This is a genomic window from Roseovarius sp. CAU 1744 (genome assembly GCF_039839345.1).
GTDB lineage: Bacteria > Pseudomonadota > Alphaproteobacteria > Rhodobacterales > Rhodobacteraceae > Roseovarius.
The window spans coordinates 372,775-396,530 of the sequence record NZ_JBDOQV010000004.1 but is presented as its reverse complement, the minus strand read 5'-3'; the positions used below and the strand labels follow the sequence as shown (position 1 = coordinate 396,530).

Genomic DNA, 23,756 nt, shown 5'->3' with positions numbered 1-23,756 from the left:
ATGAGCCACACTGTTGAGAAAATCGGCGGGACATCTGTTTCGCGCCTCAGGGAGCTGCGCGATACGCTGTTTGTCGGAGCCCGAGAAGGCGCCGAAATGTATAACCGGATCTTCGTCGTTTCCGCGTTTGGCGGGATCACCGACCTATTGCTGGAACATAAAAAATCCGGCGAGCCGGGGGTCTATGCGCTGTTTGCCAATGACGACAGCAATCATGGCTGGCACAATCAGCTCAGCGGCGTTGCCGAGGCGATGAAGGCGGCGCATTCTGACATTCTCGAGGACGCGGCGGACATCCAGCAGGCGGACGGCTTCGTCGATGAACGGGTACACGGCGCCCGCAATTGCCTGGTTGACCTGCAGCGACTGTGTTCCTACGGCCATTTCCGCCTTGCCGAGCACATGTCCCAGACCCGCGAGTTGCTCTCGGGGCTGGGCGAGGCGCATTCGGCATTCGTCACCACGCTGCTGCTGCAGCGGGCGGGTGTGAATGCCCGTTTCATCGACCTTTCCGGCTGGCGCGACGAAGGCGACGTGACGCTTGACGAACGGATCAACCGCTCGTTCGAGGGGGTCGATCCGGCGGCCGAAATGCCGATCGTCACCGGCTATGCCCAGTGCACCGAAGGCCTGATGGGCGAATTTGACCGGGGCTATTCCGAAGTGACGTTTTCCCGTCTCGCCGCGCTGACCGGGGCGCGAGAGGCGATCATCCACAAGGAGTTTCACCTGTCTTCCTGCGATCCGAAACTGGTTGGCGAAGCAGCGGTGAGCAAGCTGGGCCGGACCAATTACGACGTCGCCGATCAGCTTTCGAACATGGGCATGGAAGCGATCCATCCGAAGGCCGCCAAGACGCTCAGGCAGGCCGATGTACCGCTGCGGGTTACAAATGCGTTCGACCCCGACGACCCCGGCACGCTGATCGACGACCGACCCGCCGACGAACCGGCGGTCGAGATCGTCACCGGCCTGGACATCGTGACGTTGGAAGTATTCGAGCAGGATATGGTGGGTGTGAAAGGGTATGACGCTGCAATCCTTGAGGTGCTGACGCGCCACGGCGTGCGCATCGTCTCGAAGGTTTCAAACGCGAACACGATCACCCATTACCTGGACGGCTCGCTGAAAATCATGCGGCGGGTGGAAAAAGACATCGCCCGGATCTACCCGGCTGCGGAAATCACCGTGCGCACGCTGGCGATGGTGTCCGTGATCGGGCGGAACCTTCGGGGTCTTTCAGTGCTGTCCCGCGGGCTGGACGCGATTTCCCGTGCCGATCTCAGCGTCATCGGAGCGAACCAGGGGCCACGCAATGTGGACGTGCAGTTCGTGCTGGACCGCGATTGCCTGGAACCGGCTATCCGGGCCCTGCACTCGGAACTGATCGAAGGCGGTCGCCGACAAGAGTTGTCCCGCGCCGCCTAACAATCGGGTGGCAACACGCCGCACGGCTAGACCCGATGATTTCATTCAGGAACGCGCCCCGTGTTGCGCGGACCCGTCGGATTTCTGGCGCTACGAAAGCTGCGGCGCGCCCCCCGGTCTGCCGGGATGGCAAGCGGTCACTGCCGAGACCGCAATGGAATCTGTAGCAACAAAAATGCGTACCGTGTTAGAACAATACCTCCAGGAGGGATGAGGCCATGTATAGGGTACGCCTATTCGCTGTTCGCCACGCGCGCAAATTCGAATGGATCTACAAGCGGGTTGAACAGGTCATGGTCGCGCTGGATCCTGTGTTCGCAAAAATCGGCTATAACCGCGTAGAGCGCCCCATTGCTCTGTTCGAGAGGGGCGTGAAAACGCTTCTTTTTGATTGCAAGATGTGTGGCCAATGTGTGTTGTCGTCGACCGGCATGTCGTGCCCGATGAACTGCCCCAAGCAATTGCGCAACGGCCCCTGCGGTGGCGTGCGGCCCGGCGGGTTCTGTGAAGTCAAACCTGAAATGAAGTGTGTCTGGGCCCTGGCATGGGATGGCGCAAGCAGAATGAAGGGCGGCGCGGCACAGATCAGGGAGGTCTTGCCGCCTGTGGATCATTCGCTCAAAGGTTCTTCGTCCTGGCTGCGTGTTAGCCGAGAGAAGGCAAAGCAGGGGCGCGAGACACGGGATGCGGCACGCAAGGCCATGGCCAGCGCCTTTCCCGAGGCGCGCGAGCAGGAGCCGGCATCTGCACCGCTGTCCGAAGAGCCGCCCAAAGCCACCACCACGGGGCGTGGAACATGAGCGATCCGTCGACACTTGAATCGAACCTGCTGACATACACGAAACCGCCCGAAGGGTATGTTTCCCACAGCCGGCTCGAACGGGTTCTGAGATCCGGCCGCTTTGCCGTGACTGCTGAACTGAACCCGCCGGATAGCGCCGACGCGGCTGATGTTTTCGATGCGGCCCGCCCCCTGGGAGAGGTTGCCGATGCGATCAACGCAACCGATGCGTCCGGCGCCAATTGCCATATGTCCTCGATCGGCATCTGCGCCTTACTGACGCGCGCCGGGTATTCACCTGTCTACCAGATCTCCTGTCGTGACAGGAACCGGATCGCGATCCAAGGAGATGTTCTTGGTGCCGCTGCTCTTGGTGTCAGCAATGTGCTGTGCCTGACCGGGGATGGCGTGGGGGTTGGCGATCAGCCGGGCGCCAAGCCGGTCTTCGATTTTGATTCCCTGACTTTGCTCCGAGCACTGCGGACGATGCGCGACGAGGGCGTTTTCCTTTCGGGCCGCAAACTTACCAGCCCGCCACAACTGTTTCTCGGCGCGGCGGAAAACCCATGTATTCCACCTTATGAATGGCGGCCGGACCGGCTGGAAAAAAAAGTCGAGGCGGGTGCGGATTTTATCCAGACCAACTACATCTTCGACATTCCGTTGTTCGAGGCCTTCATGGCGCGCGTCCGCGATACGGGCACGGACAAACGTGTGTTCATAATTCCCGGCGTCGGCCCGCTTGCCTCGGCAAAGGCGGCGCGCTGGATGCGCAGCAATGTGCCGGGAATTCATATTCCCGATCAGATCATCGCCAGGTTGGAAGGGGCGCAGAACCCGTCGGAGGAAGGCAAGAAGATTTGTATCGAGCTGATTCAGCAGATGCGCGAGATTGCCGGCGTGTCCGGCGTTCATATCATGGCCTACCGGCGCGAGCATCTGGTTTCCGAAATCATACTGGAATCCGGTGTGCTGAAGGGTCGAGGCAGGTCAAAGTGACGGCGCGCGGTACGGCACGATGACCTTCATCTGCGCTACGCCACATCAGGCGCAAAGTTGACCGATGCGCCTGCCGCTCCCGCGGCCTCTTTCATTTCAGGGGCCTTGTGCCAGCGCGGTGCCGCCATGCCGTCATAGCCATTCAGCCCGTCCGGACCATCCTGCTATTGCGGTCAAAATTAACGGTCGAAAAGCGCACGAGGCTCGGAATGGAAACGGCGTATTTCGCCAGAAAAGTGCCTTATTTCCGGGCGGTTACGGCAAGAATGGTCTTCATCGGAAAATGATCAGACCCAATGTCTTCCAGCCGGCCGAAAGAAACCAGCTCCAATCCCCGGGTCAGGAAAAGCTGATCAATGGGGAAGCGCATTATCCGGGACTTGGCATTGAAGCTCGCCAGGATACCCCGCCCGGTGCGCGGGTCGCGAAACCCGCCATGGTCCTTGAACTGACGCGATGTGCGCGACCATGCCACATCATTGAAATCCCCCATTGCGACAACGGGCAGAACGGTTCTGTCGGCAAGCGTCGCGGTTTTTCGGATCTGCTCGTCACGGACATCGGTGTCCGTGCCGGGGATGGGGGGCTTTGGGTGCAGACCGACGAAGTAGAACCAACCGCCTGGTGCTTCGAGTTCGGCAAAAGCCGTGGGTGTATTGTCGTCGCTCAAGAAGACCATCTTGGCGGATTTGGTTGGCAGACGCGTTGCAAAAATCATGCCGTAGTGGTTGGGCAGGGGGTGCCGCACCACCGTGTCGTAGCGTTTCAATTGATCTTCAAGCGCGGCTTCCCACCTGTCATTCACTTCCATCAGCAAGAGCACGTCCGGATCTTCGCGATCGATCAAGGTCTGCAAGCGCGCGTGATCTTCGTTTTCCATCAGGACGTTGACGGACAGCAGCGAGACCCTTGACGACGCTGCCGACGTGACTGACGCAGCCACCTCTTTGGTTGCCAGCGGTGTGTAGGGATAAATCCAGCTGGCCTGGTAGAGGATGCAGCCCAGCAAGGCACATCCGGCAACGATACTGGCAAAATTCGCCAACCAGAATCCAAGTCCGACGGCAATCATGCCAATGACCGCAATATGCACCCGGGGGAAATCCCAGCACCGGACCCACCATTGCACGCTTCCCGACAAAGGGGCGAGCGTGGTGAAAAGCACACCTGCTGTCAGAATCCAGAAAATAATCGAGATCGCTAAGGTCATAGGCCGGCCATTCCCCAAGATTGGCATGGTCCATGTGTCTCAACAAGAAACGGTTTCGGAACAGATTGGATTTCGCGTTTTTCGGCACAGCGCGGAACGATCAAGATATGCCGCCGGACGCTCGCCCGGCGGCTGCCTTGCAACGCTGCGCGCTCTCCGCACGAAGCCAATTACTTGTCGATATCTTCGACAACGAGACGGGCAAATGCTTCGACCAGAACGTTGTAGAAGTCATCTTGGGATGGCGGCACCAACACGTACCCTTCCGGCGGTTCACCGCTGGGCGAAACGGCCGACAGGCGGATAGGCGATGTCGACACCGGCAGGTCGCCGTCCTGGTCGTTTTCGCCCTGAACCGAAACGGCATCTTGCCCTTCGTAGAGTTTCACGAGGCCTTCCAGTTGGTTGAATTCACCACTGTCAGGCAGGAACGTATCGCCATCAACGCTGATCTTGGTGATCTCGACTTCGATACGCGGGTCACTGTCATCGCCGGACAGCGTAATGCGCTCAGCGATCGATTCCTGCAGGTCACGCTCGATGTCGGGCCAGTATTTCAGCGCATTACTGTCGGCGAAATCCGAAAGCTCGGCGCGCACATTGACATCGTAGAGGCTGACATTCTGCGAGGCCAGCGCGGGTGCAGCGACCGATGTCGCGAGGATAAAGGCGGTTGTTCTCAGGGTGTTCATAAGAAGTCTCCTTTTGTTGGCCAAGGCACACTCGTTACATGGATCTGGGTAAAAGCCTTGGTTATCAGCACCTCGCGCGAGATGCCGAATGACGATTGATCTGATGGTTAGGGTTGACGAATTGGCTGGCCTGGCGGTCAGTCAAGATGCCAGAGCGCGTGCCGCACGAATGATCGTGCGTTACTCTTCAGCGGCTTCGCTGATGGCTTCGCCGGCTTTTTCGATGTCACGGCCTGCGCCCTCGACAGTTTCACAAGCAACAAGCCCTGCCAGAGCGATGAATGTCAGACTAAGCGTTTTGATGCGGGTCATGGCGCCCTCCTTGTTCATTGTGAAGGGTCAACGCGCCGTCACACACCCGGTTCCCAAAAAAATCAGGATTCTTCGACCATGTGGTCATTGTCCTCATCTTGCTCCTGAACAAGCTTGAAGGTCACATGCAGTTCAAACCGTTTGTCGCGCGTGCTGGTCTCGAATGTGCCATCCAGCTGAGATACGAAGGACTCGATCAGCTGTGACCCCAGGCCAGACCCCTCGAATTCCTCGTGGCGCGGATCCGGAGCAAGGGAATTCACGACGCTGAGGCCGATCACGTTATCGCCAAGATCGTCGAGAACGATGTTGATCCACGGTTTTTCTCCGTCCGGCGCCCCGCAGTATTTGACGGCATTCGTCGCGGCTTCGGTCGCCAACAATGTCAGGGGCACGGACTGGTCCGGTGAAATCTCGACCGGTGAGAACTTGGTCGCGATGTTGACGTTCGCCTGTGGGTCGTCGAGGCTTCCGACCACGACCAGCTGCTTGATGATGTCATCCAGCAGCTGGTCGGCGCGCACCATGGAAAGCTTGCGCGACAGGTAGAGATATCGGTGAATGGCAGACAACGCCATGACGCGATCTTGAACGCGCCGCAGCAGTTTCTTTGCCTCGGCGCTGTTCGTGTTGCGAATCTGGATATTCATGATGCTGGATATCAGCTGAAGGTTGTTCTTGACGCGGTGGTGCACCTCGCGCAGCAGGGTCGTTTTTTCGTCAAGCTCCTCCTTGAGCAGCCGGTCCTGCGCGGCCAGACGGGTGGTCATCGACCGAAAGGATTGTGCCACAACTTCAAGCTCCTCGGGCGCATGGTCCAATTTCGCATTGTCGAAATCTGTCCGACCACCTGCGTATTGCCGCATCCAGCGCCCCAGTTTTCTGATGTGGCGGATCACCAGACGGTTGACGCCGATATAGGCAACAACCATCGCCGCAATCCACATCAGCAGCGGAAAATAAAGCGCATAGGATTCGCCGCGCCCGGTCAAGGTGCGCTGTTGGCGTGGTTCCCAACTGCCAAGGACGTAAACCGTGTCGTCGACGATCGGTACAACCGCGAAATCGCGCACGTCGCCGGCGCGGTCCAGGCCCCGGAACGTCTGCCGTTCGTCATCGGCCAGTTCAGGCAAGCTTCTGTCCTGGGGTAGTATACTGCGGCGGTCATCCGCGAACGCCTCTGTCGCGAGGATGTCTCCTTCCTTGTTGAAGACCAACAGTTCGGTGGCTTCCTCGCTTTCCAACAGCAGCTCGTTGGCCAGTTGCAACGGAATGGATATCCAGACAAAGCCTATCTGCTGTGCGGCGTCGGTCACTGGAACGCTGACGTTCAGCGCGATGCGGCCATCAAGAGCGGCCAGCGGATGCGCGTCGATGCGCCGGTCGGGCAGGGAGATCAGGTTCTGAAAGAATTCGGTGTTGCTGATGTCCGCACGCTCGCGGGTCGAAGAACAGGTCACCTGGCCATCTAGATCCACGAAACCCGCAAACGTATAGCGTTGGTCCACCTCGATCAACTGTTCCAGGATGTCGTCACATTCATCCAGGCGTGTTTGAAAAATGCGCGATGCCGCGCTGATGGCTTCGATTGCGCCGAAGGCGGATTGGATCAGTTCGCGTTCTTCCGAGGCCGCCTGCCGCGTGTGGTTCAGCAGCGCGATCTCGGACAGGGCGCGTGTCTCTTCAAGAACTTTGGAGGTCTGATAGATGGAGATGAGCCCAAGAGGCAGAATGGCAACGGATAAGATGACGATCAGCTGCAACGCCAGGCGAGATCGCACGAAATCGCCCTCGGGCCGTTCTTTCTCGCTCATGCAGTGGGTTGCCCGGTCACCACCGCCAGTGTCGCGGTGTCCGTCATCTCCAGATCATCTTCGTCGTCAAGATGCATCAGTTCCGCCAGGCGCTTGCGGGCGCGATTGGTGCGGCTCTTGATTGTGCCAATGGCGCAGCCGCACATTGCGGCGGCATCTTCGTAGGAAAAACCTTCGGCACCGACCAGAACCAGCGCCTCGCGTTGCTCGGCGGGCAGCTGCGCAAAGGCTTCCCTGAAGTCCTTCAGCGCCAAACGGCCATCGTGACTGGGTTTTTCGGACAGTGCCTCGGTGATGACACCTTCGGGATCTTCCACTTCGCGCTTTCGCTTGCGGTGCATGGAATAATACGTGTTACGCAAGATGGTAAACAGCCAGGCACGCATGTTGGTGCCTTGTTCGAACTTGTCCAGGTTGCTCCAGGCCTTGACCACCGTGTCCTGAACGAGATCATCCGCCGTGGCCGCGTTGCGGGCAAGGCTCAGCGCAAAGGCGCGCATCGCTGGCAGATGTTCGACCAACTCGTCTTTCGGGTCAATTGACTGGTTCACTTGTTGGTTCCGTCCTCGTCGCCCTGCTTCGACTGTTCCTGCTGGCGCAACTGTTCCAGAAGCTGCGTAAACCGGTCCGGCACAGGTTCTTCGGCCGCCTCGGCATATACCCGGCGAAGGTTTTCGTCGATCTGCTGGTCCACTTTCGGGTTCCTGCGTTTTTTTGACATCGCGTCCGTGGCTCTTTCACATTACAGTTTTCACTTATCACAAACTTTTCTCGGAACCCAACGCAACGATCGAACGTTTGGTTCCGAAGTTTCGAAAAAATGTTGAGAGGACGACATGAGCCAACTTGAAGACCAGGGCGATCTTGCCTCTGCCATCGGCACCGAGCTCCCGTTTTTGCGACGTTACGCGCGGGCATTGACCGGAAGTCAGGACAGCGGGGACAAATACGCCGCTGCCACGCTGGAGGCAATCTTGCAGGACGCAAGCTGCATCGACCCCAACATGTCGGTGAAGCTGTCGCTGTTCAGAACTTTCAGCTCGATCTGGAAATCGTCCGGATCTCAAATCGTGGCAGAGGAAAACCTGTCCGATCGCGAAGCGCGGGCGCAGAAACATCTTTCGGAACTGACGCAGAACACGCGCGAAGCGCTGCTGCTGCACAGCATCGAGCGGTTTTCGACCTCGGAGATTGCTCAGATCATGGAGCTTGACGAAGTCGAAATCCTGGAACTGCTCGATATTGCGCGCCGCGAAATGCAGCAAAGCATACAAGGGCGCGTCATGGTTATCGAAGACGAGGCAATCATCGCCATGGATATCACGGGCATCGTCGAATTGATGGGCCACGAGGTGACAGGGGTCGCGCGCACCCGAGACGGCGCGATCAAACTGGCCAGGCAGCAACCGCCCGACATGATCCTGGCCGACATTCAGCTGGCGGACAAATCATCGGGGATTGATGCGGTGAACGATATCTTCGCAGAGATGGGGGAACGCCCCGTTGTCTTCATCACCGCTTTCCCGGAAAGGCTGTTGACAGGTGAGCGTCCGGAGCCCGCGTTCCTGATCACCAAACCCTACACAGAGGACCAGGTGCAATCGGCCGTCAGCCAGGCCATGTTCTTTGCCAGTTCGGAAAACATCGAAAGCTGATGCGCTTTCACACGAAAGCCCCGGCAGATGAACCGGGGCTTTCATATATCTATCAGTCGGTGGCGATGGCCCGCAGCATCCAGGCGGCTTCTTCGTGGAAGGCCGCGCGCTGCGTTGCCAGATCCTCGGTCACGGGATCCCTGTGTTCACCCGCCATGTCGATCAGGTCATGCAAGCGGTGTGCGATCCGTTCGTGATCGTTTGCAAGGTCGCTCACCATTTCGCTTGCGTTCATGCGGCGGCCACGGTCGCTGATGACCGAATTTCCGGTGACGGTCGACAGGCTCATCGGCGCGACCTCTCCCAGTGCACGGATGCGTTCCGCCAGGGAATCCGCGGCCTTGAACATGTTTTCATATTGCTCTTCGGTCAATTTGTGGACCGAGTAGAAAAGCGGGCCCGTCACGTTCCAGTGATAGGCGTGGGTCTTGAAGACCAGACGGTATGTGTCGGCCAGAATATTTGTCAGACCTTCTGCAATCGTGCGCGTGTCGCGAATGCCGGTGTCGGTGTCGGTTCGCTGAGTTTGGGAGTGGATCATGTCTGAAAGTGCCTCGGGATACGTGTGGATGTCATGAAAAGGCGCGCGCCCGGCTGGCGGGCGCACGCTAATTGCGCGTCACGGCGTGCGCCCCTTGAGCGCCCGCATCACCATCGCCACGACAAAGAGTACGATGAAGATGAAGAACAGAATTTGGGCGATGCCCGCGGACGCGGATGCAATACCGCCAAATCCAAAGATTGCGGCAATGACCGCGACGACCAGAAATGTAAGTGCCCAACCAAGCATTTTCGTTTCCTTTCCGTTGATTGACAACGATCAAACGCCTGACCTTCGCGAATGTTCCATGATTTTTCTTCAGCGGAAGGACGCAGGAATATTGCAATAAAACCTGGAACAAACCGTGCGGCGTCACGTTGAAGCGTTGAATCACAGCCAAGAAAGGAGCTTCCAATGGCGCAGTCCAAAACAGCCGCAAAGATCAGCAATTCCGAAGCCGAACAACTGGCCGACCAGATCGAGGCGCTGAAGGCGGATATCTCGTCCATCACGCAAACCTTGGCCGACATGGGATCGTCCCGCCGAGACGCGCTTGCAAGCGCCGCATCTGACAACGTCGCACAGCTGCGCAGCACGGGCGAAAGATACCTGAAAGACGCTCAGACCAAGGCCGAAGATATTGCAGCGCAATCCGCTGATGCTGTCCGCAAACAGCCGGCAACTGCCGTGGGTCTCGCCGTTGGCGTCGGCTTCCTCCTGGGTTTTCTCAGCGGCCGCAAATAACGCTTCGGGGATCTGTAGCAGGTTGAGAGCATGGCGCGCGTGTCACAGCGCGCGCCTTGGGCGTTTGGTATCGTCTGCGCGCTGGTCAGGACAGGCTTCCTGACCGGACTGTTGTGGCTGCTGCCGGTCAGCGGCCAAACCCTCTTTGACGTCCCTGCTGCGACCGGTGCGAGGTCCGAGCCGCGCCTGCACCTGGCAGAAGGTTCTGCGATGGGACTGCAGGCAGGGTGCGTCGCACGGAGGTAACCCATTCAGACAAAAAGATTAAGATGCACATCCCCGGGCTATCCGAGGATGTGCATCTCGTGCAGGGTGTCTTTTACCATTTGTTCCGTAAACGGACGGACAAGCATATACCATCCACGCTCCTGCGCCTCCGACCAAAGGCTTTCTCCCCGTGTCAGGACGACCGAGGCACGATGGTGCAAGAGCGCATCTTCAATCGCACTTCCCGAGAGTTCGGTGACCCCGATTTCCAGAAATGCCGCTGTCAGTCTGGGGATGGACAGCATGGCCTCCAGCAGGCTGTCGACATCGGAAACATGCACCACGCGGCACTCGCATGACAGCTCCAGGATACTCACTATGTCCGCTGCGATTATCGGGTTGGATTCAAGCACAAGGAACACGGGGTGACCAGTTGGGGTAGTCGAAACGTGCAAGTGTGATTTCAAATCCGAATCCATTCCGCCACCTCTTCTCTTGCGGAGATCATGGAACAATATCCGGCATGGCGCATTAAACTTTGACATAGTGATGGAGGTAGCCATGACGGTGAAGTGCAAACATTGTCCCCTGCGCAAGAAACGCATTTTCGACGAGATGACAGAGGAGGAGATCACGTTCATGCAGCGCTTCAAAGCTGGCGAGCTTGAGGTGGAAGCCGGCGCCACATTGATGATGGAAGGCTCAAACAGCCCGCAACTTTTTACCGTGCTCGAAGGGATGGGGTTGCGCTACAAGACGCTGGAAGACGGCGACCGTCAGGTCATCAACTTCATCCTGCCCGGTGATTTTCTAGGGCTGCAGGCCGGTGTGATGGGCGAGATGCAGCACACGGTAGAGGCCAGCACCGAAATGTTGCTATGCGTGTTTGACCGCAGATCGCTTTGGAGCCTTTTCGAAAGACACCCGGAACGTGCGTATGACCTGACCTGGCTGGCGGCGGTCGAAGAACACCTGCTGGGTGAAAGCCTTGCCGTTCTCGGACAGATGAGCGGTATCGAACGCGTCGCACGTGCCTTTGTACGCCTGAACGACCGTTGCGATGCGCTGGACCTCAAGAAAGGGTCGTTCATTCCACTGCCATTCAAACAGCAAGATCTGGCAGACGCGTTGGGCATGTCGCTGGTGCATACCAACAAGACGTTGCGCAAGCTGCGTGAACGGTCCGTGGCGTCCTGGTCGCAAGGGCGTCTTGAGGTGATTAACTATGACCGCCTTTGCGAAATCGCTCAGCTTGAGCCCGCACGGGATCCGGTCATTCGTCCGTTACTTTAGCCGCTTTGGTGCGCCTGCCGTTCTTAAAACCATCATCTTCCAATGGATCATGCCGCCCAACCTGACGGGCAAGTACATATCGCTCGATCCGCTGCGAAACGACATACGCGTTAAAAGCCCCTGCCAGATAGCTCTGACAGGGGCATGAGCACCTCAGGGACAATCAGGTGCTACGGGCGCGCCATTCTTGGGGGAAGAGGTGGTAGCGCGCCGGTTCACGGCCGGGCTTTGTCAAAGCCGCAACCGCTACAACCCAAACGAATCTGTCGGGAATTGGTTCCGCGCCGTTCTGTCGGCATCCGTTTGATCGTTTCGTCAGCCGCGGGCGCGACTCCGGAGTGCGTGTCGTTGCAGAACCGATCAGACAGAGGAAAGAAACTCGTCGACTTCCTTCTTTGCTTCCTCTTTCGTCTTGCCGTATTTTTCCTGGATCTTGCCCTCCAGTACGTCGCGATCGCCTTCGATCTGGTCGATCTCGTCGTTGGTCAACTCGCCCCATTTGCTCTGGACGTGACCCTTGAATTGTTTCCAGCTACCTTCAATTTGATCCCAGTTCATTGCTCTGTTCTCCTGCTGTGATTGCTATGGATTAGACAAACAACCTCTGTTTGATTTTGTTCCATCAAATTGACGCCCCGCTGGCAGGGATGAACCTTCCTGCTGGGCCATTTGCGTAGAAATGACCGGAAACTGTCGCATTATCAGATTTCCCTGGTGCCGACGTTTCCGTGAGCAGGGCGGGTGCGGTGTAACGCTGGAACTTTCGCTTTCCCAATCCTGGGTGTTTCGTTAGAGTATGACTAAACAAGCTTGGTTTTAGTATTGAATCTAAAAATGTCATACGGAGGTAAGATTGGCAGAACGGTTGGAAATTGATGCCCTGCGCGCCCTGCTGGCCATTCGGGCGCATGGCGGGGTGACGCGGGCAGCAGAGCATCTGGCGCTTTCCCAGTCCGCGGTCAGCCACAAGATCAGGCGGCTCGAACAGGCGCTGGAATCCGATCTGCTGGCGCGCCGCGCCGGTGGCCCGCTTTTTACCGAGGCCGGCGAACGGCTTTGTGACTATGCGCGGCGGATGACCGATCTGCATGACGAAGCGCTGGCGTCCCTCGGCCGGAAAACGCTTGTCGGAAAGATCCGGCTGGGTGTCACCGAGGACACGACCACCAGCGGCATCGCACGGATTCTGGGGAGATTCACGCGGCTCTACCCGGATGTTCGCGTGCAGATACGCACCAGCCAGAGCCTGAACGTCCAGGTCTGGCTGAAAGCCGGAGAGCTGGATGTTGCCGTCATGCAGCTTTTTGGCGCCGACGTACTGCCCGGTGATCTGACCCTTTTCGACGACAGCCTGCACTGGGTGAAATCTCCGGATTTCCTGCTGGATCCGTCGAAGCCCGTGCCGTTCCTGTCCTTCGATAGCAACTGTTTCTACAAGAGGTGGGGGATGACCGACGGCCAGGCCCTAGGGCACAGGTTCGACAATGTTCTGGAATGCCCAAGCGCGGCGGGTATCCAGTCAGCCGTGCGGTCCGGTCTTGGTGTTGCCTTGCTCAACGGGCTGCATGTGACGCCGGACATGGAGATCATCCACGGTATATTCCCGGATCCACCGGGCCTTACCTATATCGCCCGTACCCACCGTAACAGCAGAACCGACGCCGTCGGGGCGCTGATTGGTGAATTCGAACGAGAGGTCGATAATGCCATCCCCCTACGCGCTGCTGGATGACGCGAGCCTGAGAGCCATCGAGGCCCGGGCCGCGCAGATTCTGCAAGCGGTTGGCGTGGAATTCAGCGCGACCCGCAGCGCCGGGGGTGTTGGCGGGCGATCCGATTGCTATGCCGGACGGTCCGTCAGGTGCGCAAGCGCAGGTTCCGGGGGTCATACTGGCGCGGGTTAACCCGGCGTGCCCGGTATCTCTTGCCCAGGATGCTGACATGACACGCGCCGTTCATCGGCAGCGTCCCAAAAGATATGTACCCCAGTGCAAGTGTTTTCCGGGTGCGAAACCCATAGGTTCCCGAAGTGACATAGCCGACAATGCTGCCCGATCTGACGATGGGCTCGGACGCCAGCGGGCATGGCGAGGGTTCGAGTATCTCCAGACCGACCCATTCCCAATCAGGCTGGCGCTCCGCCTGCAGGGCCAGGGCGCTCCGGCCAGTGAAATCGCCTTTGTCCGGACTGGCAAACCCCTGCAGACCCGCGTCGCAAAGCGTGTATTCGCTGCCGATGTCCACCCCCCAGCCGTGATAGCCCTTTTCGATGCGCATGGCATTGAGCGCATAGGAACCGAACTGACCGATCCCGTGTTCGCGCCCGGTTGTCATGATCGCATCAAAGAGCGCGGGCAGATCATTGCTGCGGACGTGAAGCTCCCAGCCGGGTTCACCGACATAGGAGACACGCATCGCACATAGCTCGATGCCCGCGACACGGATCATCGCGCAGGACATCCAAGATGCGGCGCTGGCCGAGATGTCGGCCGATCCCAGGGGCGCCAGCACCGCGCGTGATCTTGGCCCCATCAACAGCAGCGTTCCGTCAAGCGCGTGGCCGCGCCTGAGCGTGACGCCGGTTTCGGGCAGATGCGCCTGCAACCAGTCGAAATCCCGGAGGTCTGCAAGCGTTGGACCACATAGCAGGAACCGATCCTCGGCCAGTGCGGCAATCGTTGCCTCGGGCCAGATGCGCCCCTTGGGTGTCAGCATGTAGTTGAGCTTGACGCGGCCGGTATCGGGAACAGGGCCGCAGAATACCTTGTCGAGAAACGCGCGCGCACCGTCGCCCTCGACCGTGTATTTGGTGAAGCCACTGTGATCCATCAGGCCGACCGCATCACGCAGGGTCTCGCATTCGCGGCACGCAGCGGGATGCCACGGCTCATCGTGAAAGCTCAGCCGGTCGATATCGCCGATGCCGTCGGTGTTGAACCACAAGGCACGTTCCCACCCACCGATCTGCCCCATGACCGCGCCGCTGCGGATCAGCCGGTCATGCAGTGGCGAGCGCTGAACCGGGCGGCCAGGGCGCATGTTGCGATGCGGATAGGGAACTGCGTATTGCAGGTCATAATGTTCCGAGGCACGGGCACGGGCATAATCCGGCGTCGCCCAATCGCCGAAGCGGCGCGGATCCCACGCCGCGAGGTCCCATTCAGTTTCACCCTCGGTGATCCATTCGGTGATCGCTTTGCCGATGGCGGCGGAATGGGTGATGCCGATCTGCACGCCGGTTGCATGATAGAAATTCGGCGCCTCCGCCGCCGGTCCGACCAGCGGCAGCGCGTCCGGGGCATAGGGGATCGGGCCGTTGACAAAGCGCTGTGCGCCTGCCTTGGCCAATAGCGGGACATGGGCAATCGTATCGTCAAGCACATCCAGTATATCTTCGACGCTGTCGGGAAACAGCTGATGGGCAAAATCACTCGGCGGGCCGGTATCGGGCCAGGCGGGGCGCCCGGCATGCGCATATGACCCCAGCAGAAACCCGTTGCGCTCGCGGCGAAGATAGAACCGGATGTCGGGATCACGGACCAAAGGAAACAGATCGGTGTGTGTTTCAAGCTCGGGGATCGGTTCGGTGACAAGGTATTGGTGTTCCAGCGTGACCACCGGGGCGGCGAGCCCGGCAAGCGCCGCGACCCTGGCACCATAAAACCCGGCGGCGTTGATCACCGTTTCCGCGATGATGTCACCCTTCGCCGTAGAAACCTTCCACTCTGCGCCCGGCATGCGGGCAATACCGGTGACGGGGGTGAAGCGCCTTACCTGCGCCCCCAGGTCGCGCGCCCCCTTCGCCAGCGCCTGGGTCAGTTGGCTGGGGTCGATATCGCCTTCATAGGGATCCATGATCCCGCCCAACACGGTTTCGCCCGGTTGCCAAAACGGGTGCATGGCGTCCATTTCCGCAGGGCTCAGCCGGTGGAGATCGAACCCGGCGCTGAGCGCGACACCTTCCAGATGGCCAAAAAGTTCCATGCGTTCCTTGGTGTGGGCGGGCCAGAACGCGCCCGTGTGCCGGTAGGTGATCGGGCTGCCGGTGATCCGATCCAGGTCGCTGTAGAGCTTCCAGGCGTAGTTGCCCGCCCGCATGCCCAGCCACGAGGTGGCGTAGGTGGGGATATTCCCGGCCGCGTGCCAGGTTGAACCCGAGGTCAGCTCGTCGCGTTCCAGCAGGACGGTATCGACGATCCCGGCGCGGGCCAGATGGTAGAGGATCGAACACCCGACGACGCCACCGCCGATCACGACCACGCGGGCGTGGGATCTGATCGCGTCCGTCGTCATAACCTGATGTCGAACTCGGCCCGAATGGCAGCGTCGCGATCCGGTGGCAGGTGGTCCGGCGGTACCGCTGTCATCTCTCGGACCAGGGCGCGGGCGCGGTCATGTAACTTGGGGCATCCGGCCTCTTGCCACTGACCCAAGCTCAGACGGTCGGCGAGAACGGGATAGACATAGTCGGTTTTCATCCGGGCAAGGGTCTGCGCTTCCCCAAGGTAATGACCCGGCCCGGTGGCGACCGCTTCGATCATGTCGAGGTCGATCGCGTCATCCGCCAGGTCGACCCCCCGGACAGCGCGCAGGATCGCCCCGCACATGTCGTTGTCGATAACCAGCGCCTCGGGCGAGGCCGCCATGAGCGAGCCGATCATGCCGACGCTGAGGTTTATCATGTCGGCACCGGCCTGCGCGGCAAGCGCGACCGTGTAGCCCTTTTCGTAGCCGGCCTGTGCATCCGGTTCCTTGGCATCGGTCATCCCGGCGGACACGGTCGAGGGCAGACCCAGGTGCAGCAACAGCTGCGCCGCGGCGGCATTGGCTACCGCGGATTCACCGCCGCCACCGGTCATCGCCCCGGTGCGCAGGTCACTGATGAACGGCATGAACGCCAGGATCGTCGGAAACCCCGGCTGTACCAAGTCGACAACCATCAGACCGGCAAGCGCCTCGGCCAGGCCCTGCGCCAGGGCACCCGCCAATGTCACCGGGCTGGTGGCGCCGGCCTGCGCCGCGGTGCAGATCTGAAGCGGCATACCGGACCTGATAGCGGCGCACATGATCTCGACCCCTTCGGCTGCGTAACGCAGGGGAGAGACCGCGTGGACGATGACCCCAAGGCAGAAGGGCTGGCGGCGAAAGGCGCCGCTGCCCCCAAGTGCCAGGTCGAACAGGCGGGTCACCGGCGCAACATGCCCTGCATTGTCAAAGCTGATGCCGATGGGTTTCGGGCAGGCACTGAGACAGGCGAACGCGGTGTTGATATCAAGGGCCAGCGGCGTTTCCATGTCACGTGCGACAATCGGCCTGATGCCGTAATGGACGTTGCCGGCCCGGCCGACCAGTGTCATCAACTGGTAGAGATCGGTCAGCCGCGCCTCTCTGAACCCGCCGCTGATGCCCGGCACCTCGACCGCCGCCCCACCGGTCCCGATATGCACATATCCGCCGCCGATCGTCAGGCCGGCATCCTCGGCAAAGCCCGGCAGGTTTACCCGTTTCTGTGCCCGCCCGATGGCCTTCTCGACCATGCGGCGGGGAAAGCACAGACGACCGTCGGCGCGCCGTACCGCACCGGCAGATATGGCCTCGGCGGCAAGCGCCTGCGGGCAGTCGGCCATGCCCGTTTTTTCCAGAATGGCAAATGCCGCATCGGATATTTCAGCCAGCGCGCGTGGTCCCAGCGGTTGGTAGCGGCCGCCGAGAGGGGCGGCGGCTGATCCGTCGGGCGTGAATTCCCTGTTTTTGCGTCGTGTCATGGCGCCACGTTTCGCCTTTGTGTCTGTTCTCAAGGGAATGATCTATTGCCCGCTGATGCTACTTCGATAGCGACAGGAGAGGTCGCGATTGTGGGTGGAAACGCGACAAGCGGACGGTATCATGGCCACGAAGAGGATCCGAAGGCTGGGCGCGATGCACGTATTCCGAAGTATGATCCTTGATGCGCCGATCGGTACGGTCTGGGATGCAGTCCGGCGTTTTGACGGCGTTGCCCGGTGGAACCCCGGCGTGTCTGCCGCACGGATGGAGACCGGCGATGCCGCGACGCCGGGCAGCATCAGGCGCCTGGACATCGTCGATGGCACGGTCTTTCGCGAGACGCTGCTGGAGCTGTCGGATTTGCGCCATTTCTACACATACGACATCCTCGAAAGCCCGCTGCCGGTACGCAACTACATTTCGACCCATCGTTTTCTGCCCGTTACGGCCACGAACCAGACCCTGGGCATTTGGGAGAGCCGTTTCGAGTGTGAGGCGGAGGTTGCAGACGAAATGGGCCGGATCGTGGGCGACGACATCTATGTCGGTGGCATGACCGGGCTGAACACCTATCTGAAAGGAGCTTGCAATGGCTGACACGCTTGCGCCCCGCGCGCTTATCGGCGTCATGACCCCGGCCATGAACACCATCGTTCAACCAGAGCTGGAGATGCTGCGGCCACAAGGCGTGACCAACCAGATGCAGAGGTTCCGGCTGGGCGGCGACAACGTGTCGGACGACCTCATATCGGAGGCCCGGATGCTGATGGATTGCAACCCCGCCGCCATCGCCGTGGGCCTGACAACCGATGCCGTGCCGGGCGGGGTGGAAAAACTGGCGCGCCGCTGCGCCGAGCTGGAAGACACCGTTGGCGTCCCGGTCCTGAACGCCTCGGCGGCCAATTTCGCGGCGCTGGACAAGCTGGGCGCAAGACGGGTTGGTATCGTGACCCCGTTCAACGCCGAGGTCGATCAGCATGTAAAGGCAAATGCAGAGGCGGCCGGATTGGACGTTGCCGCGATCAGGGGCACATGCGCGCCTTCGCTGCCCGAAATTTGTGAAACGCCGCCCGACGATATCCGGTCCGTGTTCCATTCGGTCGCGCGATCGGAGTGTGACGCGATATTGCAGGTTGGCACCGCGCTGCCCGTCGTGGCGTTGATCGAGGAGCTGGAAACCGAACTCAACAAGCCGATTGTCGCCTGCAATGCCGCGGTCTACTGGCAAACGCTTCGCACGCTTGGCATCCGCGATACGATTGACGGGTTCGGCACCCTGCTGCGATCCGCCTGACGGCTCGCGCAGCCGCTACAGGACCAAGCCATGAAGGCGGAAACGCTGCCACTGATTTCGCGCCATCCGTGCATCGCAGGGTATTTTCCCGGGGGATGGCGCGGCCTGATCCGGCAGCCATGGCAAGCCCGAAACCACCGGTTCCAATTCGGGCGGCGGTCATCCGGAAACGTCACGCCGGTTGCAAAAACTGCAATCAGCGTCGACAATGAACGCATAGATTTAAACCACTAATTGATTCTTTTTTGTAAGTCATACTGAGGAGTTTACCCATGTTACTCCGTGTTTTTGCGTCTTGTTTGTTCGTGTTTCTGGTTCCATTTTCCGCATCGGCGCAGCTGTTTTCGGGTCCACGTGATGAAGCACGTCTGGTTGGACGTGACGAGACGACCTTTCCCCCGGCTGACGAAGATTACTTTGCCGAGATGGACAATGGCATTGCGCTGTCGCCGGATGAAATCAAGGGCCGGAACATGTGGATGGTCTGGACCGGCGGCAATGACCTGCTGTGGGACAGGTTGACCAACGATACCTTCGGGCAGTTCGATCTGCTCAAGACGTTATCCTCGCATCCCAGCCTGCCCGCGCAACGCAGCAACCGGTTCGAACAGCTGGGCCTGATCAACGAGCCCTGCTTTGACGAGGCGGCCGGCCCGGTCGAGGATCGCCACGGGCTCTGGCTGGATGTGCGCCGGGCTGACTGTGCGCCCGATCCCTTCGCCAATGCCGAGAAATATCCCGGTATCGAAATCGGTGCGCGCGGCCGCAACATGCCGGTCTGGTCCTATTACGGAGAGCCGACAGGCGTGCTGGGCCTGCGGCTGTTCCCGAACCCGGAATTCGATGAACGGGCCGAAAACCGCTGGGATCCGGAGCGGTTTTATACCGACCCGGACTACTACAATGACGATGATCTGGTGCGGCCCTACCGCGTGGGCATGTCCTGCGCGTTCTGCCATGTGGGCCCCAGCCCCATCGACCCGCCCGAGGATCCGGAAAACCCGGCCATGAAAAACCTGAACGCCACGGTGGGGGCGCAGTATTTCTGGTTCGACCGGGTCTTTGCCTGGAACCCGGATGACCGCCAATACATGGTGCAGCTGATCCACACGGCCCGGCCCGGAACGCTCGACACCTCTTTGGTTTCGTCGGATTACATCAACAATCCGCGCACGATGAACGCGATTTACCTGCTTGAGGAGCGGCTTGCCGTCGCCCGCCGTTTCGGCGAAGAGCGTCTGCAGGGCGGCGAACGCGACAACAAGCAGTTTCAGGATTATGTGCCCGACGGCCCGCTGACCGAGCTGTTCGAGGAACCCGACCTCAGCTTTTCTCCGCGTGTGCTGAAGGATGGGGCGGATTCCGTGGGCGCGCTGGGCGCGCTGAACCGCGTCTATCTGAATATCGGCCTGTTCAGCGAAGAATGGACGCGACATTTCAACCCCATCGTGGGTGGCAAGGACATCACCCCGATCGAGATTGAAACCGCGCAGAAAAACTCGGCCTATTGGCGCGCGACAGAGGATCAGTCGCCGCTGACCGCGCTCTACTTTCTCAAGGCCGGGCGGCCGGACCTGCTGCGGGATGCGCCGGGCGGCGCGGCCTATCTGGGCGATGACGAGGCACTGGTGGAGCAGGGCAAGACGGTATTTGCCGAAAACTGCGCCGCCTGTCACTCGTCAAAGCTGCCCGAAAGCGCGTATGAGGCGATGCCCGGCGGCTGCTCGGGCCCCGGTTACCTGCAATGTTTCGACCGGTATCGCGCGCTGGTCAAGACCGACGGATTCAAGGCCGAAATGCGCGAGATCGTACTTGCCGACGACTTCCTTGACGGCAATTACCTGTCAAACGAGCTGCGCATCCCCGTGACCTTGCTGGAAACCAACGCCTGCAGTCCGCTGGCTACCAATGCGATTGCGGGCAACATCTGGGACAATTTCTCGTCCGCCACCTACAAGGCCCTGCCGTCGGTCGGGACGATCAAGGTGCATCATCCCAAGACCGGCGAGGAATACGATTACCCGATGCCGGCGGGCGGGCGCGGCTATACCCGTGTGCCCTCGCTTGTCAGCCTCTGGTCCACGGCGCCCTACCTGCTGAACAACACGGTTGGCTATTACAACCAGGATCCCTCGGTCGCGGGCCGGATGGCGGCGTTCGAGGATGGCATCACAAAGATGCTCTGGCCGGAAAAACGCCTGAAAGACGCGGTTCTGGGCGACAAGGTGCCGGGGCTGATCGACCGCACGACCGAGCAGAGCTATCTGATCATTCCCAGGGGCTTCCAGCCCGAGTTCCTTGTGAAGCTGTTGTCGCCGTTGCGCGACGATCTGCCGTGGCTGTTCAACCTCGACGGCGATATCGAGCTTGGTCCGATACCTGCGGGCACGCCGATCGGGCTGTTGGCGAACCTCAATATCCGGCTCGACAATGCCGACCTGCTTGAGCGCATCGACCACGATTTCGAACTTGTGAAGCTGGTGATCAAGATCAAGCGGGATCTCAAGGCGCTTCCCGACAATGCCAGTGATGAGCAGGCGCGCGCGGTCTTTGCGGACCTGGTGGAGCCGCTTCTTGAGCTCAGCAAATGCCCCGACTACGTGGTGAACCGCGGGCATTATTTCGGCACCAAGCTCGGCGATGCCGACAAGCGCGCGCTGATCGCCTTTCTCAAACGTTTCTGAGGAGCGGGACGGTGGTGCCCGATCATGACTATATCGTCGTCGGCTCCGGGGCCGGCGGCGGTACCCTCGCGGCGCGGCTGGCCGAGCAGGGTATGCGCGTCCTGCTGCTGGAGGCCGGGGGCGATCCGCGGGTGCTGACCGGCGGTGCGCGCGGACTGGACGCGGGGGCAAACCGGCTGCCCGACGATTACGACGTTCCGGCGTTCCACCCGTTTGCGACCGAGAACGCGGCGCTGCGGTGGGATTATTACGTCAGCCATTATGGCGACGCCGAGGCGCAGGCCCGCAACCCCAAGGCGGGCCCCGAGGGCGTTCTTTACCCAAGGGCGGGCACGTTGGGGGGCTGCACGGCCCATAACGCCATGATCTTCGTCTATCCCCACCACGCGGACTGGCAGCATATCGCGGACCTCACCGGCGATGACGGATGGTCCCCCGACACCATGCACCGCATCTTTCGGAAACTGGAGAATTGCCACCACCGGCCGGTGCAGCGCACCTTGAACTCGATTGGCATTGATCGGACCGGGCATGGCTTTGACGGGTGGCTTTCGACCGAGAAGGCCATTCCGCGCGCGGCGCTCAGGGATGACGACATCATGGAGGTCGTGCGCAAATCCCTGCGCGAGATGCTGGGCACGGGCAGCGATGTTTTTCAGCGGCTGCGATGGCTTGCCAACAGCGCCGCCGATCCCAATGACCGTGACCGGATCGACGACGATGCGGACGGCATGGTCTATACGCCGCTGACCACGCGGGAGGGCATGCGCATCGGCACGCGCGAGCGGGTTCTGGACGTGGCGCGGCGGCACCCTGACCGGCTGACCATCGAACTGGATGCGCTGGCAACCCGGGTTCTGCTGGATGATGACAACCGCGCAACCGGCGTCGAATACCTGAAAGGTGCGCGCCTTTACCGGGCCCATGCCGATCCCAGCACGGCAAAAGGCGCGACGCGGCAAGCCCTTGCCGCGCGCGAGGTCATCCTGGCAGGCGGTGCCTTCAACACGCCGCAGCTGCTGATGCTGTCGGGGATCGGCGACCCCGACGAACTGACCCCGCACGGGATCACGCCCAGGGTTGCGCTGCCCGGCGTCGGGCGCAACCTGCAGGACCGCTACGAGGTCTCGGTGGTGAACCGCATGAATTTCGACAACTGGGAGAGCATGACAGGCTGCCGTTATCAGTCGGGCGATCCCCTCTGGCAGACCTGGAAAGACCGTGGCGAAGGGCTTTATGCCACCAACGGCGCGGCGCTTGCGGTGATCCGCCGGTCGTCCGTGGCGCAGCCGCAGCCCGATCTCTTTTGCATGGCGCTTCTGGGCAGGTTCAGCGGTTATTACCCCGGCTACGCCGCCGATCTGGCCAGCAGCCGCAACCATCTGAGCTGGGCTGTTCTCAAGGCGCATACCCGGAACCGGGCAGGGCGCGTCCGCCTGGTCTCGGGTGATCCGCGCGACAGGCCGGTCATCGACTTCAACTATTTTGCCGAAGGCGGTGACGAGGATCTGACCGCCGTGGTCGAAGGGGTCAAGTTCGTGCGCAGGCTTTGCAGGCCGCTGCACGAACGCGGCAGTATCGCGGCCGAGGAGGTGCCCGGACCCGAGGTGCGGACAGACGCGCAGATCGCCCGGTTCGTGCGCGACAATTGCTGGGGGCATCACGCATCGTGTTCCTGCCCGATCGGACCTGCGGATCGGGGGGGCGTGCTGGACAGCCGTTTACGGGTCCACGGCACCAGGGGTCTGCGGATCGCAGATGCCTCGGTCTTTCCCAGGATCCCCGGATTTTTCATCGCATCCGCCGTCTACATGATCGGCGAAAAGGCCGCCGATCTGGTGCTTGGGGATGCGCAATTTCAACCACTAAGCGAGGGTAAGCTTTATGGCACATAGCATCGAGTCCCTGATGGACATGGAACAAGAGGCGCTGGATGAATTGTTCTCCAGCGTCGACGCCGGCCCGATCCCCGATGGCGAGGCCGAAGGAACGGCGATCATCGCGCCGGGCACCACCTTCACGCCGTTGATCTCGCGCTTCATCAACGCGTTTGCCTGGCAGGGCAAGGTGTTTGACAGCGACAAGGGCGTGTTGAAAAACCGCATCCTGCCTTTCGGGCTCAACGCGATCCTGGCCAAGGTCTACAAGGACAAGAGCTGGCTGGACGGCAAGGAATGTATCGTTCTGGATTATTCCGACACGTCGATCGTGGCGCAGTGGATCCGCGATGAAATCCGCCAGATCGGGCCTGGCATGTATCTGGGCAAGGTCTATTGGGACGACACCCGGCTGATTGATTTCGCGCTTGAATTCAACGCCGAAACCTGAGCCACCGG

Annotated in this window: 24 protein-coding genes; 12 read left to right on the top strand and 12 right to left on the bottom strand. The window is 60.4% G+C overall.

What is annotated here, in order from left to right; translation table 11 throughout:
- The 3 genes from AAFO92_RS10645 (at nt 1) to AAFO92_RS10635 (ending at nt 3,208) form a co-directional block, all read left to right on the top strand.
- Nucleotides 1-1,428: an aspartate kinase gene (locus tag AAFO92_RS10645; protein WP_347534838.1), complete on the top strand. Its 1,428-nt coding sequence runs from the start codon at nt 1-3 to the stop codon at nt 1,426-1,428.
- A gap of 293 nt (nt 1,429-1,721) precedes the next feature.
- Nucleotides 1,722-2,228: a methylenetetrahydrofolate reductase C-terminal domain-containing protein gene (locus AAFO92_RS10640; protein ID WP_347534836.1), complete on the top strand. Its 507-nt coding sequence runs from the start codon at nt 1,722-1,724 to the stop codon at nt 2,226-2,228.
- On the top strand, nt 2,225-3,208 hold the full coding sequence (locus AAFO92_RS10635) for a methylenetetrahydrofolate reductase (protein ID WP_347534834.1): 984 nt from the start codon (nt 2,225-2,227) through the stop codon (nt 3,206-3,208). Before AAFO92_RS10640 ends, AAFO92_RS10635 begins: the two co-directional genes overlap by 4 nt.
- Nucleotides 3,209-3,449: 241 nt before the next feature.
- Here AAFO92_RS10635 and AAFO92_RS10630 read toward each other — a convergent pair whose 3' ends face one another.
- The 6 genes from AAFO92_RS10630 to AAFO92_RS10605 all read right to left on the bottom strand — a co-directional run bounded on the left by AAFO92_RS10630 (nt 3,450) and on the right by AAFO92_RS10605 (nt 7,957).
- Nucleotides 3,450-4,418 carry an endonuclease/exonuclease/phosphatase family protein gene (locus AAFO92_RS10630; RefSeq protein WP_347534832.1) on the bottom strand — a complete coding sequence of 323 codons (969 nt, stop codon included), beginning with the start codon at nt 4,416-4,418 and terminating at the stop codon, nt 3,450-3,452.
- A gap of 170 nt (nt 4,419-4,588) precedes the next feature.
- On the bottom strand, nt 4,589-5,110 hold the full coding sequence (locus AAFO92_RS10625; protein WP_347534830.1) for a hypothetical protein: 522 nt from the start codon (nt 5,108-5,110) through the stop codon (nt 4,589-4,591).
- Between the two features lie 180 nt (nt 5,111-5,290).
- A complete protein-coding gene (locus tag AAFO92_RS10620; RefSeq protein ID WP_347534828.1) occupies nt 5,291-5,422 on the bottom strand; it encodes an entericidin A/B family lipoprotein in 132 nt (43 codons plus the stop codon).
- A gap of 62 nt (nt 5,423-5,484) precedes the next feature.
- Nucleotides 5,485-7,236 (bottom strand): sensor histidine kinase, encoded by a 1,752-nt coding sequence (locus tag AAFO92_RS10615; RefSeq protein WP_347534826.1) that lies wholly within the window; start codon nt 7,234-7,236, stop codon nt 5,485-5,487.
- Nucleotides 7,233-7,787, bottom strand: a complete 555-nt coding sequence (locus AAFO92_RS10610; RefSeq protein ID WP_347534824.1) for an RNA polymerase sigma factor — start codon at nt 7,785-7,787, stop codon at nt 7,233-7,235. The genes AAFO92_RS10615 and AAFO92_RS10610 overlap by 4 nt, the downstream gene beginning before the upstream one ends.
- Entirely contained in the window at nt 7,784-7,957 is a 174-nt protein-coding gene (locus tag AAFO92_RS10605) for a NepR family anti-sigma factor (RefSeq protein WP_347534822.1), read from the bottom strand. Before AAFO92_RS10605 ends, AAFO92_RS10610 begins: the two co-directional genes overlap by 4 nt.
- A gap of 115 nt (nt 7,958-8,072) precedes the next feature.
- Here AAFO92_RS10605 and AAFO92_RS10600 point away from each other — a divergent pair, with 115 nt between their 5' ends.
- On the top strand, nt 8,073-8,891 hold the full coding sequence (locus AAFO92_RS10600; protein WP_347534820.1) for a response regulator: 819 nt from the start codon (nt 8,073-8,075) through the stop codon (nt 8,889-8,891).
- A 52-nt stretch (nt 8,892-8,943) separates the two neighbouring features.
- Here the strand turns inward: AAFO92_RS10600 and AAFO92_RS10595 are convergent, their stop codons facing one another.
- Both AAFO92_RS10595 and AAFO92_RS10590 read right to left on the bottom strand, forming a co-directional pair.
- Nucleotides 8,944-9,432: a DNA starvation/stationary phase protection protein gene (locus tag AAFO92_RS10595; RefSeq protein ID WP_347534818.1), complete on the bottom strand. Its 489-nt coding sequence runs from the start codon at nt 9,430-9,432 to the stop codon at nt 8,944-8,946.
- Between the two features lie 78 nt (nt 9,433-9,510).
- The gene (locus AAFO92_RS10590) at nt 9,511-9,681 is read right to left on the bottom strand and encodes a DUF1328 domain-containing protein (protein ID WP_347534816.1); all 171 of its coding nucleotides are present in this window, start codon (nt 9,679-9,681) and stop codon (nt 9,511-9,513) included.
- 165 nt (nt 9,682-9,846) lie between these two features.
- Here AAFO92_RS10590 and AAFO92_RS10585 point away from each other — a divergent pair, with 165 nt between their 5' ends.
- Entirely contained in the window at nt 9,847-10,176 is a 330-nt protein-coding gene (locus AAFO92_RS10585) for a hypothetical protein (RefSeq protein ID WP_347534814.1), read from the top strand.
- A gap of 284 nt (nt 10,177-10,460) precedes the next feature.
- Here the strand turns inward: AAFO92_RS10585 and AAFO92_RS10580 are convergent, their stop codons facing one another.
- On the bottom strand, nt 10,461-10,760 hold the full coding sequence (locus tag AAFO92_RS10580; protein ID WP_347534812.1) for a hypothetical protein: 300 nt from the start codon (nt 10,758-10,760) through the stop codon (nt 10,461-10,463).
- A gap of 184 nt (nt 10,761-10,944) precedes the next feature.
- Between AAFO92_RS10580 and AAFO92_RS10575 the strand changes: the two genes are divergently transcribed.
- A complete protein-coding gene (locus AAFO92_RS10575; RefSeq protein ID WP_347534810.1) occupies nt 10,945-11,676 on the top strand; it encodes a Crp/Fnr family transcriptional regulator in 732 nt (243 codons plus the stop codon).
- Nucleotides 11,677-12,036: 360 nt separating this feature from the next.
- Here the strand turns inward: AAFO92_RS10575 and AAFO92_RS10570 are convergent, their stop codons facing one another.
- Complete coding sequence (locus AAFO92_RS10570; protein ID WP_347534808.1) at nt 12,037-12,234, bottom strand: CsbD family protein; 198 nt, start codon at nt 12,232-12,234, stop codon at nt 12,037-12,039.
- 295 nt (nt 12,235-12,529) lie between these two features.
- Between AAFO92_RS10570 and AAFO92_RS10565 the strand changes: the two genes are divergently transcribed.
- Nucleotides 12,530-13,408: a LysR family transcriptional regulator gene (locus tag AAFO92_RS10565; protein WP_347534806.1), complete on the top strand. Its 879-nt coding sequence runs from the start codon at nt 12,530-12,532 to the stop codon at nt 13,406-13,408.
- Between the two features lie 125 nt (nt 13,409-13,533).
- On the opposite strand, the gene AAFO92_RS10560 is transcribed toward AAFO92_RS10565, so the two are convergent.
- Together AAFO92_RS10560 and AAFO92_RS10555 are read right to left on the bottom strand one after the other, a co-directional pair.
- Nucleotides 13,534-15,969, bottom strand: coding sequence for an FAD-dependent oxidoreductase (locus tag AAFO92_RS10560; RefSeq protein WP_347534804.1), 2,436 nt, complete (start codon nt 15,967-15,969; stop codon nt 13,534-13,536).
- Entirely contained in the window at nt 15,966-17,441 is a 1,476-nt protein-coding gene (locus tag AAFO92_RS10555; RefSeq protein ID WP_347534802.1) for a trimethylamine methyltransferase family protein, read from the bottom strand. The genes AAFO92_RS10560 and AAFO92_RS10555 overlap by 4 nt, the downstream gene beginning before the upstream one ends.
- Nucleotides 17,442-17,562: 121 nt before the next feature.
- On the opposite strand from AAFO92_RS10555, the gene AAFO92_RS10550 reads away from it, so the two are divergent.
- The 5 genes from AAFO92_RS10550 (at nt 17,563) to AAFO92_RS10530 (ending at nt 23,748) form a co-directional block, all read left to right on the top strand.
- Nucleotides 17,563-18,039, top strand: coding sequence for an SRPBCC family protein (locus AAFO92_RS10550; protein WP_347534800.1), 477 nt, complete (start codon nt 17,563-17,565; stop codon nt 18,037-18,039).
- Nucleotides 18,032-18,736: a hypothetical protein gene (locus AAFO92_RS10545; RefSeq protein WP_347534798.1), complete on the top strand. Its 705-nt coding sequence runs from the start codon at nt 18,032-18,034 to the stop codon at nt 18,734-18,736. Before AAFO92_RS10550 ends, AAFO92_RS10545 begins: the two co-directional genes overlap by 8 nt.
- 272 nt (nt 18,737-19,008) lie before the next feature.
- The gene (locus AAFO92_RS10540) at nt 19,009-21,420 is read left to right on the top strand and encodes a hypothetical protein (protein ID WP_347534796.1); all 2,412 of its coding nucleotides are present in this window, start codon (nt 19,009-19,011) and stop codon (nt 21,418-21,420) included.
- A 14-nt stretch (nt 21,421-21,434) separates the two neighbouring features.
- Nucleotides 21,435-23,315, top strand: coding sequence for a GMC family oxidoreductase (locus AAFO92_RS10535; RefSeq protein WP_347534794.1), 1,881 nt, complete (start codon nt 21,435-21,437; stop codon nt 23,313-23,315).
- Nucleotides 23,305-23,748: a hypothetical protein gene (locus AAFO92_RS10530; protein WP_347534792.1), complete on the top strand. Its 444-nt coding sequence runs from the start codon at nt 23,305-23,307 to the stop codon at nt 23,746-23,748. Before AAFO92_RS10535 ends, AAFO92_RS10530 begins: the two co-directional genes overlap by 11 nt.
- Nucleotides 23,749-23,756: the final 8 nt, after the last annotated feature.

Coding starts and splice junctions, on each gene's coding strand:
- AAFO92_RS10540 (WP_347534796.1), top strand. CDS start 19,009: ATGTTACTCCGTGTTTTTGCGTCTTGTTTGTTCGTGTTTCTGGTTCCA.
- AAFO92_RS10620 (WP_347534828.1), bottom strand. CDS start 5,422: ATGACCCGCATCAAAACGCTTAGTCTGACATTCATCGCTCTGGCAGGG.
- AAFO92_RS10545 (WP_347534798.1), top strand. CDS start 18,032: ATGGCTGACACGCTTGCGCCCCGCGCGCTTATCGGCGTCATGACCCCG.
- AAFO92_RS10575 (WP_347534810.1), top strand. CDS start 10,945: ATGACGGTGAAGTGCAAACATTGTCCCCTGCGCAAGAAACGCATTTTC.
- AAFO92_RS10585 (WP_347534814.1), top strand. CDS start 9,847: ATGGCGCAGTCCAAAACAGCCGCAAAGATCAGCAATTCCGAAGCCGAA.
- AAFO92_RS10640 (WP_347534836.1), top strand. CDS start 1,722: ATGGTCGCGCTGGATCCTGTGTTCGCAAAAATCGGCTATAACCGCGTA.
- AAFO92_RS10555 (WP_347534802.1), bottom strand. CDS start 17,441: ATGACACGACGCAAAAACAGGGAATTCACGCCCGACGGATCAGCCGCC.
- AAFO92_RS10630 (WP_347534832.1), bottom strand. CDS start 4,418: ATGACCTTAGCGATCTCGATTATTTTCTGGATTCTGACAGCAGGTGTG.
- AAFO92_RS10625 (WP_347534830.1), bottom strand. CDS start 5,110: ATGAACACCCTGAGAACAACCGCCTTTATCCTCGCGACATCGGTCGCT.
- AAFO92_RS10615 (WP_347534826.1), bottom strand. CDS start 7,236: ATGAGCGAGAAAGAACGGCCCGAGGGCGATTTCGTGCGATCTCGCCTG.
- AAFO92_RS10600 (WP_347534820.1), top strand. CDS start 8,073: ATGAGCCAACTTGAAGACCAGGGCGATCTTGCCTCTGCCATCGGCACC.
- AAFO92_RS10590 (WP_347534816.1), bottom strand. CDS start 9,681: ATGCTTGGTTGGGCACTTACATTTCTGGTCGTCGCGGTCATTGCCGCA.
- AAFO92_RS10635 (WP_347534834.1), top strand. CDS start 2,225: ATGAGCGATCCGTCGACACTTGAATCGAACCTGCTGACATACACGAAA.
- AAFO92_RS10595 (WP_347534818.1), bottom strand. CDS start 9,432: ATGATCCACTCCCAAACTCAGCGAACCGACACCGACACCGGCATTCGC.
- AAFO92_RS10645 (WP_347534838.1), top strand. CDS start 1: ATGAGCCACACTGTTGAGAAAATCGGCGGGACATCTGTTTCGCGCCTC.
- AAFO92_RS10530 (WP_347534792.1), top strand. CDS start 23,305: ATGGCACATAGCATCGAGTCCCTGATGGACATGGAACAAGAGGCGCTG.
- AAFO92_RS10570 (WP_347534808.1), bottom strand. CDS start 12,234: ATGAACTGGGATCAAATTGAAGGTAGCTGGAAACAATTCAAGGGTCAC.
- AAFO92_RS10550 (WP_347534800.1), top strand. CDS start 17,563: ATGGCCACGAAGAGGATCCGAAGGCTGGGCGCGATGCACGTATTCCGA.
- AAFO92_RS10560 (WP_347534804.1), bottom strand. CDS start 15,969: ATGACGACGGACGCGATCAGATCCCACGCCCGCGTGGTCGTGATCGGC.
- AAFO92_RS10605 (WP_347534822.1), bottom strand. CDS start 7,957: ATGTCAAAAAAACGCAGGAACCCGAAAGTGGACCAGCAGATCGACGAA.